This is a genomic window from Arthrobacter sp. 05L44, assembly GCF_056397605.1.
The window spans coordinates 688,021-703,680 of the sequence record NZ_JBFTNS010000001.1 but is presented as its reverse complement, the minus strand read 5'-3'; the positions used below and the strand labels follow the sequence as shown (position 1 = coordinate 703,680).

Sequence of the window (15,660 nt, the reverse complement as noted above, 5' to 3'; positions counted from 1 at the left end):
AGATTTAGGCCATGAGCAAGTACGCAGGGAACGACGCCGGAAAAGACGCCGCCCTCCAGCTGCAGGACCTTATTGTCGGCACCGAGAACGTCGAGGATTTCCTGGACCGCCTCGCCGAGTTTTCAGCCGCCATCCTCAGCCACTCGGCCGGCGTCGACATCGAATGCGGTGTCACCCTGCAGCGCCGGAAAAAGACCATGACCGTGGCGGGCAGCAGCACGAAGGCCGTCATCCTCGACCGCATCGAGCAAAGCCTGGGCGAGGGCCCCTGCATCGAGGCACTGCGCACCCGCGGAATTGTCCTCCTGGCCGACGTTGCCACGGACCCGCGCTGGCCCGAATACCAGGAGCAGCTCGCCGCCCACGGCTGCCGCAGCACCCTCGGCGTGCCCCTGGAAATCGGTGAGGACTCCGCGGCCGCGCTGAACTTCTTCGCCTCCACCACCGGCGTTTTCACCGCCGACATTGTGGCCGAGGCCGCCGGCTTCGCCGACCTCGCCGGCCGGGCGCTGCGCCTGGCAGTCCGAATCGGCACGGCCCAGGCCCGCGCCGAGGACCTGCAGTCGGCCATGGAACACCGCACCTCCATCGACCTGGCCTGCGGCGTGGTGATGGCACAGAACCGGTGCTCGCAGGAGGAGGCCATGGCCATCCTGACCCGCGTCTCCAGCAACCGGAACCAGAAGCTGCGCGACGTTGCAGCCGACGTCCTCAAGAACGTCACGGGTGAGGAAATCCACACGCACTTCGAGCGCTGAACCCCCGGAGGGCCGCACCCGCGGTCCTAGGATGAAGGGGATGACCCCAACACGCCCCGCCGGTTTCAGCCTCCGCAGCATCGCCGTCCCCGCCTTCGGCCCGGCACTGTTGTTCAGCATCGGCGAAGGCGCGATCCTTCCCGTGGTGGCACTCTCCGCCCGGGACCTCGGCGCCACGGTGGCCGTCGCGGCGCTGATCGTGACCCTCATCGGGCTCGGTTCCTGGTTCTTCAACCTCCCCGCGTCGCTCATCACCCTGAAATTCGGCGAACGCTGGGCGATCGTCGGGGCCGCGGCTGCCAGCGCCGCCGCCCTCGCCGCAGCCGCTGTGTCCCCGCTCCTGCCGGACGGGATCTGGCTGCTCGCCGCCGCCATGGTGGTGGTGGGCATGGCTGCCAGCGTCTTCAGCCTGGCCCGGCAGAAGTACCTCACCGAAGCCGTCCCCGTGATCCTGCGCGCCCGCGCCCTGTCCACCCTGGGCGGGGTCAACCGGATCGGCATCTTCATCGGGCCGTTCATCGGTGCAGCGGTGATGCAGTTCGGCGGCATCAGCGCAGCCTACTGGGCCGGCGTCGTGGCCATGGCGGCAGCCGCGGTCCTCTCCGTCACCATCCCGGACCTGGTGGCGGCGCCGACGCCCGCCGACGGTGAGCCGGCCCCGCAGCCCACCCTGCGCAGTGTGGCCGTGTCCCACGCCGGAGTGTTCCTCAGCGTGGGTGTGGGCGTGCTGCTGCTCAGCGCGCTGCGGGCGTCCCGGCAGGTGGTGATCCCGCTGTGGGCCGACCATCTGGGCATGGACGCCACCCAGGCGTCGCTGATCTACGGCATCTCCGGGGCCATCGACATGCTGGTCTTCTACCCGGCGGGGAAGCTGATGGACCGCAAGGGCCGGCAATGGGTGGCCGTGCCCTCCACCCTGATCATGGGCACCGCGATGCTGCTGATCCCGCTGAGCGCCGGGTTCGTGGGCCTGCTCCTGGCCGCGCTGCTGATCGGCTTCGGGAACGGCATCAGCTCCGGGCTGAACATGACCCTCGGGGCCGATTTCTCGCCGGACAACGGGCGCGGCCAGTTCCTGGGCATCTGGCGGTTTATGGCCGACGCCGGCGCCACCGGCGGCCCCGTCCTGCTCTCCGGCGTCACGGCGGCTGCGTCGCTGGGTACGGGGGTGGGGGCCACCGGCCTGATCGGCTTCGCGGCCGCAGCAGTCTTCGCCATCACCATTCCGCGCCTCCGGCACCGCCGCAATTACTGACCCTCCGCCGAGGGGCCGCCGCCCGGATTACGCCGGGCCGGACGCGCGCCGGATCGCCGCGGCAAAGAGCGGCAGGCTGCGGGCGACCATGTCGTCATTGGCGGTCAGCGAGATCCGGAAATACCCGGGTGTCTCGAACAGGGTGCCCGGCAGGACAAAGACCCCGTCCTCGGCCAGCGCGTCGGCGAACGCGTCGTCGTCGGTCCCGTCCGGGGTGCGCACAAAAAGGTAGAACGTGCCCTCGGGCCGGTGCAGCCGGTAGCCCATCGCGGTGAGCGCATCGACCAGCACATCACGCCGGCGCTGAAGCCGGCCGATGTCGATGGAGAACTGTTCGAGCCGCGGCAGGGCGTACTGCATCACGGCGTTGGGGAAGACCCAGCCACCGGCCATCTGCAGTGCCGCAATGGCCCCGCGCAGGCCGTCCCGGTCCGGAATGGCGGGGGAAACCGCGAGGTAGCCGATCCGCTGGCCCGGCGCGAGGTGGGTCTTGCCGTACGTGTAGGCAAGCAGCGTGTAGGGATAAAACTCGGCCGGACTGTGGAAACGGGCTCCATCGAAGACGATCCGGTTGTAGGCCTCGTCGGAGATCAGGTAGATGCGGTGCCCGATCCGCGCGGACTCCGCCTCCATCAGGTCGGCCAGGTCCGCGAGGAGGGCCGGCGGGTAGATCCTGCCGGTGGGGTTGTTGGGCGAATTCACGATCACCGCGCGGGTCCGCTCCGTCACGGCCGAGCGGATGGCCGCAAGGTCAAGGTCAAGAGTCTCCGCGTCAATGCCGACTTTCACCGGGACCAGGCCGGCCTCGACGGCCAGCGGCTCGTAGAAGAACCACGGCGGGAGGCTGAAGATCAGCTCGTCCCCGGGGTCGCCGACGGCCTTCAACGCCACGCTGATGGCCGCGAACCCGCCGGTGGTCAGGAAGATGTCGTCGGCCTCGAAGGCCACGCCCAAATGGCCCCGCAGGGAGTCGGCCGCGGCGGCCTGTGCCGCGGCTTCATTGGTCTTGTAGGCGAACCACTTCTCCGTGTGCGGGGTAAGCACCTCGCGCAGCGCCTGGACGTAGGCGTCCTGCGGCATCTCGTGCGGGTTCCCGAAGGTGAAGTCGCAGACCCCCGGGTCGTCCTGCCGCCGGGCGTACACCGAGCCGGCCAAGTAAGCGTTGATTCGCAGCTGGGACGGGACGGAGGCGAGCCGGGCGGCCCGGCGTGAGACGGGTGCTGCGGTGGTGTCGCCCATGGTGGGCTCCCTCCGGGCGGGGTGACGGAAGCCAGCGCGCTGCTGAGCCAGTGGAGGCTGTGGAGGTGCTTATTGTGGCCCCGGCGCGCGGGGTTGTAAAGGGACCTGCGGGGTCCCCTCAGGCAGGCCGGCCTCAGGCGGCCGGTGCGTCCCGGCGTCGGGCGGCATGCCCAAACAGCCAGACCCCGGCGATGGTGGCCAGGTAGCCGGTGATGACGATCAGCGAGGTCCCGGCCCAGAAGTAGTTGGTGGTGCTGCCTTCCTGGCCGGGGCCGGGCGCAATCTTCAACAGCGAGTACGTGGCCACGGCTGCCGAACCCAGGCCCGCCAGGACCGGAGCGGCCACCCAGATCCGGGCCGAGGCCCAGTGGGCGTTGTAGCCGTCCCACACATTCCACCGCGGACCGGTCCGCATGATCAGCCAGCCCGCGGGGAGGGTGAAGGCCGCCACCACCAGGAACGCCGCCACCACGTCGGCGGGCCGGTGCCACTGGTTGATCAGGGTGGAGACCCCGGTGGCGACGGCGAAGCTGCCGCCCAGGAAGCCGGCCAGCGGCCGCCAGCGCGGGGACACCATCAGGAAGACGGCCGCCGCGGCCGAGGCCGCCAGGGTGGTGTGCCCGGACGGAAGCGAATTGAATTCCAGGGTCTCGATCCCGCGGAACGGGCGCACCGGCAACAGATCCTTCAGGACCTGGGTGGCGATGTTCGCCCCGACGGCGGCGGCGACGGCAATTCCGGCGGCGGCCCAGCGGCGGCGCGCCACGGTCACGAAGACCACCATCACGGAGGCGATCAGGACCGAGAGGGCCGGCAGCCAGTCGAGGAGCTTATTGCTCGCCTTGCCGGCGGCGCCGTGGATTTCGACTGCCTCGACCAGGGCCGATTCGTCGATGAACTGTCCCGTGGTGGTCCGGACATAGAAGTAATACGTGGCGGCGAGGGCTGCCGCGGAAACCAGGGTGGCCAGCAGGAAGAGGACCCCGGTTGACCGGCCCGGCACACCCGCCGGGGACCGGACCGGCCGGGTGCCGTCCGCTGCCGGGGGAGTTTCGCTGCGCTTCTGCCGAGAAATCATCGTTCATAAGGGTCCCATATAACGCTGCGAGTGGCCTGAAGGGCGGCTGGCGGCTCACCGGATGAAGCGTCCGCGCACGGCAGGCGGCCTTGGCGCGATGGCCGGTCCGTGCGGGAGCCGCGGGTAGAGTACAGCCATGCCCACCCCTGCCGACCACCCCTCCCCGTCCGGCCTGAACCCCGGCGGCGTTGAGGAACTCCTGGACTCCGCCCGCGTGGTGAGCCTGCCCATGCGGGTGAAGTTCCGCGGCATTATGCAGCGCGAGGCCCTGCTGCTGCGCGGCCCCTACGGCTGGGGCGAGTTCTGCCCGTTCCCCGAATACGGGGACGCCGAGGCCGCTCGCTGGCTGTCCGCCGCCGTCGAAGGGGGCTGGCACGGCTTCCCGGCGCCCCTGCGGACCAGTGTCCCGGTGAACGCCACGGTCCCGGCCGTGGCCGCCGGCCGGGTACCGGAGGTCCTGGCCAGCTTCGGCCGGGTGGACGCCGTCAAGGTCAAAGTGGCCGAGCCCGGCCAGACGCTCGACGACGACGCCGCCCGGGTGGCCGCCGTCCGCGCCGAACTACCGGACGCCGCCATCCGGGTGGACGCGAACGGCGGCTGGGACGTGCCCGGGGCAGTGGAGGCACTAACCCGGCTGGCCGCCGTCGGACTCGAATACGCCGAACAGCCGGTCCCGGACATCGACGGGCTCGCGGAGGTGCGGCGCAGGCTGCGGGCAGCCGGGGTGCCGGTGCTGATCGCCGCGGACGAGAGCGTGCGCAAGGAAGAGGACCCGCTCAAGGTGGCCCGCGCGGGCGCGGCGGACCTGATTGTGGTGAAGGTGGCCCCGCTGGGCGGGGTACGGCGCGCCCTGGACATTGTGGCGCAAGCCGGGCTGCCCGCCGTCGTCAGTTCCGCGCTGGACACTTCCGTGGGGATCCGCGCCGGGCTGGCGCTCGCCGCCGCCCTGCCCGAGCTGCCCTACGCCTGCGGCCTCGGGACCGTGTCGCTGCTCGCGGCGGACGTCACCCGTGACCCTCTGGTTCCCGACGACGGCGCGATCCGGCTCCGGGACGTCGCTGTCGACGACGGTCTGCTGACCGAGTACGCCGCCCCCGGCGAACGCCGCGACTGGTGGCTGGACCGGCTCCGGCGGGTGCACGCCGTGCTCGCTTCATCGACTGCTCCGTAGCCGCCCTTTAGACCCCCGAAAGGGCACTTACGGAGCAATCGACGGGGGTGGGCGGGAACTCAGAGGGTTCATCGGCTCTTCACGTGGGGGACCGCTGCACGTTGTCCGCCGCTGGCAGGGTGGCCGGGACGCATCCCTCTGCCTGAAAGGGCCATCACTATGTCTGAATCCGCCGGACGTAAATTTTCCCTCCTGCCCTGCTCGGCCACACCAAGGGCAAACGCAGCCCCGTGACCTGCGCGCTCAAATGCGACAACGCCTGCTCCGGCGAGGTCTGCAACACCAGCTCCAACGGCTACTTCCGCGACATCGCCTCCGCAACGATGTCCCGCCGCGCCGCCCTCGGCATCGGCGCCGCCGGGGCGCTCGCCGTCGTCTTCGGCAACGCCGTCACCGCCGCCGAACCGGCCTCCGGCGCAGGCCCGGGCCTGGCTGACGCCGCCAAGAAAGGCTTCGGGAAGTCCAAGCTGAAATTCACCGCCATCGCCCCGGTGGACGCCGCCGTGGATGCCTTCACCGTCCCGGCCGGGTTCACCTGGCAGCCGATCATCCGCTGGGGCGACCCGCTCTTCAACGACTCGCCGGCCTTCGACGTGGACCGGCAGAGCGCCGCCGCCCAGGCCCGCCAGTTCGGCTACAACAACGACTACACCGACATCCTGCCGCTGGACGCCAAGAACCGCCGGGCCGTGCTCTTCACCAACCACGAGTACACCAACGAGAACATCATGGTCCCGGCCGGTTACGACGCCGCGGAAACCCGGGCCATCGGCCGCGCCGCCCACGGCCTGACGGTGGTGGAACTCGAGCGGCAGAACAAGAACCAGCCCTGGCGCTACGTCAAGGGCGCGCCGCTGAACCGACGCTTCCTGACCGACACCAGCTACGAACTCACCGGACCCGCCGCCGGGTCCGCACTCGTCACCACCGTGGCCGACCCGGCCGGCCGGACCATCAAGGGCACGCTGGGCAACTGCTCCGGCGGCACCACCCCGTGGGGCACCATCCTCTCCGGCGAGGAGAACTTCAACGGCTACTTCGTCTCCGCCGGCACCTCCGCCGCGGACAAGCGCTACGGCCTGACCAGCAAGCCGACCGCCCGCCAGTGGGAACTCGACGACCCCCGCTTCGACACCCGCAACCCCGGCTACGCCAACGAAAGCAACCGGTTCGGCTGGATCGTGGAAGTGGACCCGCAGGACCCGGCGTCGACCCCCAAGAAGCACTCCGCGATGGGCCGCTTCAAGCACGAGGGCGCCAACGTCATTGTCGCCGCCTCCGGCCACGTGGTGGCCTACATGGGCGATGACGAGCGCTTCGACTACCTCTACAAGTTCGTCTCCAGGGGCAAGTACCGTCCGGGCACCGCGCCGGCGGACCGCAGGCACAACATGACGCTGCTCTCCGAGGGCGATCTCTTCGTTGCCAAGTTCAGTGGCGACTCCCCGGCGTCGGAAATCGACGGATCGGGCAAACTGCCTTCCGACGGCGCGTTCGACGGCTCCGGTGAGTGGCTGCCCCTGGTGGTGGGCGGCAAGTCCATGGTCGCCGGTATGTCGGTGGAGGAAGTCCTGGTCTACACCCGCCTCGCCGCGGACCAGGTTGGCCCCACCAAGATGGACCGCTGCGAGGACGTCCAGCCGAGCCTGCACACCGGCAAGGTCTACGTGGTCTGCACCAACAACTCGGACCGCGGCAAGGCCGGCAAGGAGGGCGCCACCGAGGTCAACCCGCGCACCCTGAACCGGGACGGCCACATCGTGGAGATCACCGAGACCGGAGACCAGACCTCCACCAGGTTCAACTGGACCCTGCTGATGGTCTGCGGGGATCCGGCCAAGAACAGCTCCACTTACTTCTCCGGCTTCCCCGCCAGCCAGGTCTCACCCATTTCCTGCCCGGACAACGTGGCGTTCGACTCGGTGGGTGACCTCTGGATCTCCACCGACGGCGCACCCTCGAGCACCGGCCACGCGGACGGGCTCTTCAAGGTCACCCTCGACGGGCCGGAGCGCGGCCGGGTGGAGCAGTTCCTCGCCGTGCCCCGGGACGCCGAAACCTGCGGCCCGGTCATCCACGACGAGGAACGCCACGTCTTCGTCTCCGTCCAGCACCCCGGCGAGGAGGGCACCTTCGAGGCCCAGCGCTCCGCCTTCCCGGACTACGTGGCCACCGGTGCAACGCCGAAGCCGGGCCAGGCCCGGGTTCCGCGCCCCTCCGTGGTGCAGGTGTTCCGCACGGACGACTGACTCCGTAGGCCGCGGGGCCCGGTCGACTGAGTAGCACGGCGCCGCGGGGCGACTTCGGGTGAGGTGGCCCCGCTGCGCTGCCGGTGCGGGCCTCGGGGCGCGGCGGAACTGATAATTTGAACAGTGTGAATAATCCGGCCGAAATGGTTGTCCCCAGAGTCCAGGCAGCTATTGCCCACGCGTTCGGCGAAGAGTTCCGCCAGACGGACCCGGTGATCCGGCCCTCGCAGTTCGCGGACATCCAGATCAACGCCGCCATGGCACTGGCCAAGCGGGTGGGACTGCCCCCGCGCGACGCCGCCGCCCGGATCGTGGAGGCGCTGGACCTCGACGGCGTCTGCAGCCTGGTGGAGATCTCCGGGCCGGGCTTCATCAACCTCACGTTCGACGGCACCTGGATCGAGGAGCTGCTCAACGCCCCGGCGCCTCACGCCGACCAACCTGTGCACCGCGTCGTCGTCGACTACTCCTCACCCAACGTGGCCAAGGAAATGCATGTCGGCCACCTGCGCACCACCGTAGTGGGCGACAGCCTGGTGCGTGTGCTCGAGGCGCTGGGCCACACCGTGATCCGGCAGAACCACATCGGTGACTGGGGCACCCCGTTCGGCATGCTGATTGAACACTGGCTCGAGGTGGGGGAGGACTCACCCGAGGCCGCCCTGCTGGTGGAGGACCCCAGCGCGTTCTACCAGGCCGCACGGGCGAAGTTCGACGCCTCCGCCGCGGACCAGGACGGGTTCGCGACCCGTGCCCGCCTCCGGGTGGTGGCCCTGCAGGGCGGGGACCCGGAAACGTTCGCGGTCTGGCAGCGGCTGGTGGCCCAGTCCAAGCGCTACTTCAACGCGATCTACTCGATGCTCGGCATCAGCCTCACCGACGACCACATCGCCGGTGAGAGCTCCTACGACGCCCATCTGGCACAGCTGTGCCAGGAACTCGAGGAACGCGGCATCGCCCGGATCAGTGAGGGCGCGCTGTGCACCTTCCCCGCCGGCTTCACCGGACGCGACGGCGACCCGCTGCCGCTGATCATCCGCAAGTCCGACGGCGGTTACGGTTACGGCACCACCGACCTCGCCACCATCCGCTACCGCGTCCGCGACCTCGAAGCGGACCGCGTGCTCTACGTGGTGGGCGCGCCGCAGAACGTGCATCTGCGGATGGTCATGGCCAGCGCCCGCGACGCCGGCTGGCTGCCGGACACGGTGGAGGCCACCCACGTCCAGATCGGCAACGTGCTCGGCGACGACGGCAAGATCCTCAAGTCCCGCGCCGGCAACCCCGTCAAGCTGATGGCGCTGCTGCAGGAGGCCGTGGACCGGGCCCGGGCCGTCATCGACGCCAGCCGGCCCGAACTCAGCGACGACGAACGCGCCGTCACCGCCCGGCAGGTGGGCATCGGTGCCGTCAAATACGCGGACCTCTCCACCGGGCACGACACCGAGTACGTCTTCGACTTCGACCGGATGCTGGCCCTGACCGGGAACACCGGCCCGTACGTCCAGTACGCGGCGGCCCGGATCCGGTCCATCCTGCGGAAAGCCGGGGAGCTGGACAGGCACCTCGACGGGGACGGCGGCGCCCGCCCCGGCGGCGCCCGCCCCGGCGGCGCGGTTGGCGGCAGCGCTGCGGTTGGCGCCGCGGTCGACGCCGCGCGTCCCGCCGCACCGGTGGCGAGGATCGCCGTCGTCGACCCCGCAGAACGCGCCCTGGCGCTGCACCTGCTCGACTACGACGCCACACTGCGGAAGGTGGCCGAACTGCTCGAACCGCACCGCCTGTGCGCGTACCTGTTCGAACTCGCCCAGCTGTTCACCTCCTTCTACGACCAGTGCCCGGTGCTCAAGGCCGACGAAACGGTCCGCGAATCCCGGCTGTCCCTGTGCGGTCTGGTGCTGCGCCGGCTCTCCAGCGGCCTGGAACTGCTGGGCATCGAGACGCCGGAGAACATGTGAGCCCGGCCGCGGAGCCGGCCGTGCCTGCCGCGGGAGGCGGTCTGGGTGCCGTCGAGGCGGCACGGGTTGCTGTCGCGGCGCTGATCGGGGCCGGGGTCCGGTATGTCGTGGTGGCCCCGGGCTCCCGTTCCGCCCCCATGGCTTATGCCCTGGCCGAGGCTGACGCAGCCGGCCGGGTGGAGCTGCTGGTCCGGATCGACGAACGCGACGCCGGCTTCACGGCTCTGGGCCTGGCCTTGGCCACCGGCGCGCCCGCCGCCGTGCTCACCACCTCCGGCACCGCCGTCGGCAACCTGCTCCCGGCCGTCATGGAGGCCAACCACGCCGCCGTGCCGCTGGTGGTCCTCTCGGCCGACCGGCCCGAGGAACTGCGCGGAACCGGTGCCAACCAGACCACCGTGCAGCCGGACCTTTTTGGCGACCATGTGCGTTTCGCCGCGGACGTCCCGGCGGGGGAGAACCCGCTCCGGGCCGTTGAGACCGCCCTCAGCGCGGCCACCGGTGCGTTCGAGGACATCCCGCCCGGACCGGTCCAGCTCAACCTCGCTTTCCGCGACCCGCTGATCCCGGCTGCCGGCGACGGCCTCGGCGAAGCCGCCGGGCGCCGGGTCTACCAGGCCGCCCGGCAGCCGCTGGCCCTGGACTTCCCGGCCGCCTCCCCAACGCTGCCCGAACGGCGCACCGTGGTCCTGGCCGGGCACGACGCCGGCCCGGTCGCCGAGGCGTTCGCCCGCGCCCACGGCCTGCCGCTGCTGGCTGAACCGTCCTCGAACGCCCGGTTCGGTCCGAACGCGGTGGGACCGTACCGGCTGCTGCTGGAGCATTTCGGCCCGGAGTCTGGCCAGCCGATCGAACGCGTCGTCCTGTTCGGCCGACCCACCCTGTCCCGGCCCGTGTCCGCCCTGCTGGCCCGCGCCGACGTTCCGTCCGCCCTCTACCAGCCCGTTCCGGTGGCCTGGTACGAGCCCGGCCGGCGCACTGAACTGCCCCTGGAGACCCTGGCGGACCTGGCCGACTTTGCCGGTAGTGGCCGGGCGGCGTGGCTCGACGCGTGGCTGCTGGCCGGTGCCGCCGCCCAGCACGCCTTGGATTCGGTGCTTTCCGGGCCGGGCGGTTCGGGCGGGGCCGCCTCGGGTCCGGCCGTCGGGGCCCTGGTTTGGGAGCACACCCGCGGGCAACTCGTCCTTGGCTCGTCCAACGGGATCCGCGACGTCGACCTCGCCGGAACCCCGTCGCAGGAGCCCCAGGCCACCATCTTCGCCAACCGCGGGCTGGCCGGGATCGACGGCACGCTCGCCACCGCCACCGGCATCGCCCTCGGAGGGCGGCAGGAAACCACTGTGCTCTTGGGCGACGTGACCTTCCTGCACGACGCCGGGGGCCTGCTGCTGGGGGCGGGGGAGACCGTGCCTGCGCTGCGGATCGTGGTCCTGAACGACGCCGGCGGGGCCATCTTCGGGCTGCTGGAGCACGGCGCCGTCGAACGGTCCGGCCGCTACGGCACCGCCGTCGAACGACTCTTCGGCACCCCGCACACCGTGGACCTTGCCGCTCTCGCTGCGGCGTACGGCGTCGCGCACCGCGTGGTCAGCACGACGTCGGACCTTGCGGCGGCCCTGGCCGGACCCGTGGAAGGCCGCAGCATCATCGAGGTCCGCACCGACCGCCACGGCCTCCGCGACCTGCACGGGCGCATCCGTACCGCCGTCTCCGCCGCGGTCGAAGGGGTCCTGGGCCGCTAGGTCCCGGGCCACCGCCCGCCGGATCGGCGACCCTCGTACCGCGTGGCGCGGCGCTCATCGCCGGGCGATGCGCTGGAGCGCCTTCGACGCCTGAATACCCGTCGCGCCCGGACAATGACGCAGCGCAGAACCGGAAGTGCGTCGAATTTTCCACATGGCAGTGACTCATAATGGTGTGATCTCCGCCGGTCTGGGAACGTCAGCCCATGACTGAGTTGCCTAGGTTGATCCTCGCCCGCGAACACATCGAGCACGGGCTTTCTTCCAAGGAGCTGGCAAGGCGCTGCCGCTCCGGGGCGTTGGTGCGGGTGCGCCAGGGCGTCTATGTCGACGGCGGCGTGTGGCGGGACCTGAAAGCCTGGGACCAGTACCGCATCCGGGTCAGTGCGGCCGCGGAGACATTCGTGGCCCCGACGATCTTTGCCCGGCACTCCGCGGCTTCCGTTTGGAAGATACCGACCATCGGGATCCGGCAGCCCATTCATGCTCTGACGCTGCATACCGACGGCGGCCGCTCACGGGCGGGCGTGCGGCGGCACTACGCGCGGCCGGCCGGGCTGGAGTATGTCGAACGGAACGGGCTGTTGGTGACAGGGAGGGTGCGCACTGTGCTGGATCTTGCCTCCTTCACGCCCTTTGTCGAGGCGGTGGTTCCCGTCGACCACGTCCTAAAACCCGACGTCGAGCAACGGCTGACTTCCCTGACGAAAGAGCAGCTTCTGGCCGGGATCGAGGGAAACTACTCGGCGGCTGCGGCTCGGCGCATCAGGACGGCGGTGCAGTTCGCTGACCCGAGGTCCGGGTCGGCGGGTGAGTCTTACGGGCGGGCGCTCATGCATGTGGCCGGGCTTCAGGCCCCGGACCTCCAACACGAGATTCGCGACGAGGCGGGACTTGTGGGCTACACGGACTATTACTGGGACGGCGTGCGGATTGCAGGTGAGTTCGATGGCGTCGAAAAGTACCTCAAACCTGAATACCTCAAGGGCCGGACGCAGGCACAGGCCGTCATTGATGAAAAAATGCGGGAAGACCGGATCCGGGCGCAGGGACATGGTGTGGTCCGGTGGGTATGGGCGGATCTGATGGAGCCAACCCGCCTGGAGCGGAAGCTTGCGGCGGCAGGGGTGCCTCGGCGTCGTGCCCGTTCCGCCCGGTGACGGTGGCGCACATACCCGGCGACGCGTACCGCGCCCCGCGACGCGCAAAATGTCCCGCGACGCGGAAATGCCCTGCCGCGCCCGGAATTCCAGGAGCGACAGGGCATTTGCGCGTCGACGGGCGCAGGGCGCGTCGGCCTACAGTACGCGGCTCAGGAACTCCTTGGTGCGGGCGTGCTGCGGGTTGGACAACACCTCGCGGGGGTCGCCGGATTCGACGACGACGCCGCCGTCCATAAACGTCAGCCGGTCGCCAACCTCGCGGGCAAAACCAATCTCGTGAGTCACCACAATCATGGTCATACCCGACTTGGCCAGGTCCTTCATCACGTTCAGGACGTCGCCCACGAGCTCGGGGTCCAGCGCGGACGTCGGCTCGTCAAAGAGCATCAGTTCCGGTTCCATGGCGAGGGCACGGGCGATCGCCACACGCTGCTGCTGCCCGCCGGACAGCTGGGACGGGTAGTGGTCTGCGCGCTCAGCGAGACCCACCCGCTCCAACAGTTCCAGGGCGCGCTTGCGGGCAGCGGCCTTCGACTGGCCCTTGACCTGCACCGGGGCTTCCATGACGTTCTGCAGCGCCGTCTTGTGCGGGAAGAGGTTGAAGCGCTGGAAGACCATGCCGATCTCGCGGCGCTGGGCTGCGATCTCCTTGGTCTTCAGGTCATGCAGGCGGCCGTTGACCTCGCGGTAGCCGATCAGCTGGCCGCCCACGGAGATGCGGCCGGCGCTGATGGTTTCCAGCAGGTTCACGCAGCGCAGCATGGTGGACTTGCCGGACCCGGACGGTCCGATCACCACCGAGACCTCGCCCTGGTTGACCGTCAGGTCGATGCCCCGGAGCACATGGTGCTGCCCGTAGTACTTGTGCAGGCCCTCAATCGCGACCAGCGGCTTTTCTGTGGTGACGGTCATCGTGCACTCTCCTCAGGGAAGTCCGTCTTCAGTGAGCGCTGCGCATCAGCACCGGCAGCCGAGGCTTTCGCGGCTGCGGGATTGATGGCGGCCGGAGCCAGGTTGTCCACGCCCTTGCCGTAGTAGGCCTCGAGGTAGTGCTGGCCCACCATCAGGATGCTGGTGACCAGCAGGTACCAGAAGGCAGCCACGATCAGGAGCGGAATGGGCAGGTAGATGCGGTTGGCCAGCGCGTTGGTGGCGAAGGTCAGGTCCAGGGTGAACGGCACGGCCAGGACCAGGGACGTGGTCTTGAGCATGCCGATGGTCTCGTTGCCCGTCGGAGGGACAATGATCCGCATTGCCTGTGGCAGGATGATCCGCCACATGATCTTGCCCTTGGACATACCGAGCGCCTCGGCCGCCTCCGTCTGGCCCTTGTCAACGGACTTCAGGCCGGCACGGAAGATCTCGGCCAGGTAGGCGGACTCGTTGAGTCCCAGGCCAAGAATCGCCGGGATCAGGCCCTTGCTGGGATCCGAAAGCGCGTAGCTGAACAGCTCCGGCCCGAACGGGATGCCCACGGTGATGGCCGGGTAGAGCACCGTCACCAGGCCCCAGAACAGCAACTGGGTGTACACGGGGGTGCCGCGGAAGAACCAGACCCACAGCCAGCTGGTGTAGCGCAGGACGGGGTTGTCCGACTGCCGCATGACAGCCAGCAGGATGGCCAGGACAATGGCCAGGACCATCGAGGTGACCGTCAGGAACAGAGTCCACGCAACACCCTGGACTACTTTGACGTCCAGGATGTACGTTGCGACGACGTCCCAGCGGAAGTTGGGGTTCGTGAAGGCGCTTTGCACCATCAGCAGCAGGGCGCCGCCGATGATCACGGCGCTGATCCAGCGGCCCGGGTGCCGCACGGGCACGGGCTTGTTCAGGACCGGTGCTGCATGGTTGTGCTGAGTTTCCATCCCTACCCCTGTTGAGTTGTCTGTGGCGGGAAGACTCAAGACGCGGCCGCCGGGTTGACCTCGGACTTGGTGATGGCGCCCTCAGCGTTGCCCCAGGCCTCGAGGATCTTCTTGTAGGAGCCGTCGGCGATCAGCTTGGTCATGGTCTTCTGCATGAGGTCGGCCAGGGCGGTATCCGACTTGGCGACGGCGATGCCCTGCGGGGCGGCGTCGTAGACGTCGCCGAGCTTCTCCAGCTGGCCGTTGGTCTGGCTCAGCGCGTAGCCGATGATGGGCGAGTCCGCCGCCATGGCGTCGATGCTGCCGTTGACCAGGCGCGTGGTGACGTCAGTCTGGTTCTTCAGCGTGATGATGTCGATGGGCTTCTTACCCGCAGCCGTGCACTTCTTGTTGCGGCCGGCCAGGTCCGGATCCTCCTGGACGGTGCCGGTCTGAACGCCGATCGCCTTGCCGCACACGTCATCGAGGGAGAAGCCCTTCGGGTTGCCCTTCTTGACAGCCCAGGCGGTGCCGGCGTTGAAGTAGCTGACCATGTTTACCGCTCCGAGGCGCTCCTTGTTGATGGTGAAGGAGGAAATGCCGAGGTCGTACTTCGGGCCGAGGGCGGGCAGGATCCCCGTGAATTCCGCGGTCTGCACCTGGACCTTGAGGCCCAGGGTGGCGCCAATTGCCTTGGCGATATCGACGTCGTAACCCACCGGGGTCTGGCCGTCGGTGCCGAGGAACTCGGCCGGGGCGTAGCTCGTGTCCGCGCCGACGGTCAGGGTGCCCTTGGACTTGATGGCCGCGGGGACCATGGCCGCCAGCGAGTCGTCTTTCTGGACCGTCGTGGGGTCGAAGCTTGCCGACGCGGCGCCGGAAGGAGCGGGTGCGCCGCCGGTGCCGGTTTCGGAGGCGTTGGTGCAGCCGGAAAGGGCCAGGGCGCCGATGGCAAGGACCGCGGTGGCCGCGAACTTGGGGCTGCTCAGGAGCGAACGGGAGATCTGCATTTTTCTTACCTTTTGTTGCAGGGGCTGCGAAAACTAAGTCGGGTTATAGTGTATCGCCGAACAAGAGATGTACGTCACAGAAAACTTAGTTTCACTATTGGATAACTAACCAGAGGCGAAATGCAAGGCTGCGGCGAAGAAGCCTGTCTGTGACTCCGGATTCCTCCGTGGGGGCGCCGTTCGTGTGCAG

11 protein-coding genes and 1 pseudogene are annotated in these 15,660 nt (G+C 69.2%); 7 read left to right on the top strand and 5 right to left on the bottom strand.

Features of this window, described 5'->3' with window-relative positions:
• Positions 1-11 precede the first annotated feature (11 nt).
• Both AC1DHY_RS03260 and AC1DHY_RS03255 read left to right on the top strand, forming a co-directional pair.
• Positions 12-758 (top strand): GAF and ANTAR domain-containing protein, encoded by a 747-nt coding sequence (locus AC1DHY_RS03260; protein WP_476878501.1) that lies wholly within the window; start codon positions 12-14, stop codon positions 756-758.
• A gap of 40 nt (positions 759-798) precedes the next feature.
• A complete protein-coding gene (locus tag AC1DHY_RS03255) occupies positions 799-2,013 on the top strand; it encodes an MFS transporter (protein WP_476878500.1) in 1,215 nt (404 codons plus the stop codon).
• 27 nt (positions 2,014-2,040) lie between these two features.
• On the opposite strand, the gene AC1DHY_RS03250 is transcribed toward AC1DHY_RS03255, so the two are convergent.
• Together AC1DHY_RS03250 and AC1DHY_RS03245 are read right to left on the bottom strand one after the other, a co-directional pair.
• Positions 2,041-3,252, bottom strand: a complete 1,212-nt coding sequence (locus tag AC1DHY_RS03250; protein ID WP_476878499.1) for an aminotransferase class I/II-fold pyridoxal phosphate-dependent enzyme — start codon at positions 3,250-3,252, stop codon at positions 2,041-2,043.
• A 133-nt stretch (positions 3,253-3,385) separates the two neighbouring features.
• Complete coding sequence (locus tag AC1DHY_RS03245) at positions 3,386-4,330, bottom strand: phosphatase PAP2 family protein (protein ID WP_476903145.1); 945 nt, start codon at positions 4,328-4,330, stop codon at positions 3,386-3,388.
• A 136-nt stretch (positions 4,331-4,466) separates the two neighbouring features.
• Between AC1DHY_RS03245 and AC1DHY_RS03240 the strand changes: the two genes are divergently transcribed.
• The 5 genes and pseudogenes from AC1DHY_RS03240 (at position 4,467) to AC1DHY_RS03220 (ending at position 12,610) form a co-directional block, all read left to right on the top strand.
• Positions 4,467-5,501: an o-succinylbenzoate synthase gene (locus tag AC1DHY_RS03240; protein WP_476878497.1), complete on the top strand. Its 1,035-nt coding sequence runs from the start codon at positions 4,467-4,469 to the stop codon at positions 5,499-5,501.
• Between the two features lie 159 nt (positions 5,502-5,660).
• Positions 5,661-7,750, top strand: a pseudogene (locus AC1DHY_RS03235) (PhoX family protein).
• Positions 7,751-7,893: 143 nt separating this feature from the next.
• A complete protein-coding gene (argS, locus tag AC1DHY_RS03230) occupies positions 7,894-9,708 on the top strand; it encodes an arginine--tRNA ligase (protein ID WP_476903144.1) in 1,815 nt (604 codons plus the stop codon).
• Between the two features lie 20 nt (positions 9,709-9,728).
• The gene (menD, locus tag AC1DHY_RS03225) at positions 9,729-11,450 is read left to right on the top strand and encodes a 2-succinyl-5-enolpyruvyl-6-hydroxy-3-cyclohexene-1-carboxylic-acid synthase (protein ID WP_476878515.1); all 1,722 of its coding nucleotides are present in this window, start codon (positions 9,729-9,731) and stop codon (positions 11,448-11,450) included.
• Positions 11,451-11,656: 206 nt separating this feature from the next.
• Positions 11,657-12,610 carry a hypothetical protein gene (locus AC1DHY_RS03220; protein WP_476878516.1) on the top strand — a complete coding sequence of 318 codons (954 nt, stop codon included), beginning with the start codon at positions 11,657-11,659 and terminating at the stop codon, positions 12,608-12,610.
• A gap of 138 nt (positions 12,611-12,748) precedes the next feature.
• Here the strand turns inward: AC1DHY_RS03220 and AC1DHY_RS03215 are convergent, their stop codons facing one another.
• Genes AC1DHY_RS03215 through AC1DHY_RS03205 form a run of 3 tightly spaced genes read right to left on the bottom strand, consistent with a single transcriptional unit; the run spans position 12,749 to position 15,470 of the window.
• Positions 12,749-13,525: an amino acid ABC transporter ATP-binding protein gene (locus AC1DHY_RS03215; protein WP_476878517.1), complete on the bottom strand. Its 777-nt coding sequence runs from the start codon at positions 13,523-13,525 to the stop codon at positions 12,749-12,751.
• Positions 13,522-14,481, bottom strand: coding sequence for an amino acid ABC transporter permease (locus AC1DHY_RS03210; RefSeq protein WP_476903143.1), 960 nt, complete (start codon positions 14,479-14,481; stop codon positions 13,522-13,524). The genes AC1DHY_RS03215 and AC1DHY_RS03210 overlap by 4 nt, the downstream gene beginning before the upstream one ends.
• Before the next feature lie 35 nt (positions 14,482-14,516).
• Entirely contained in the window at positions 14,517-15,470 is a 954-nt protein-coding gene (locus AC1DHY_RS03205) for an ABC transporter substrate-binding protein (protein WP_476878519.1), read from the bottom strand.
• Between the last annotated feature and the right edge of the window lie 190 nt (positions 15,471-15,660).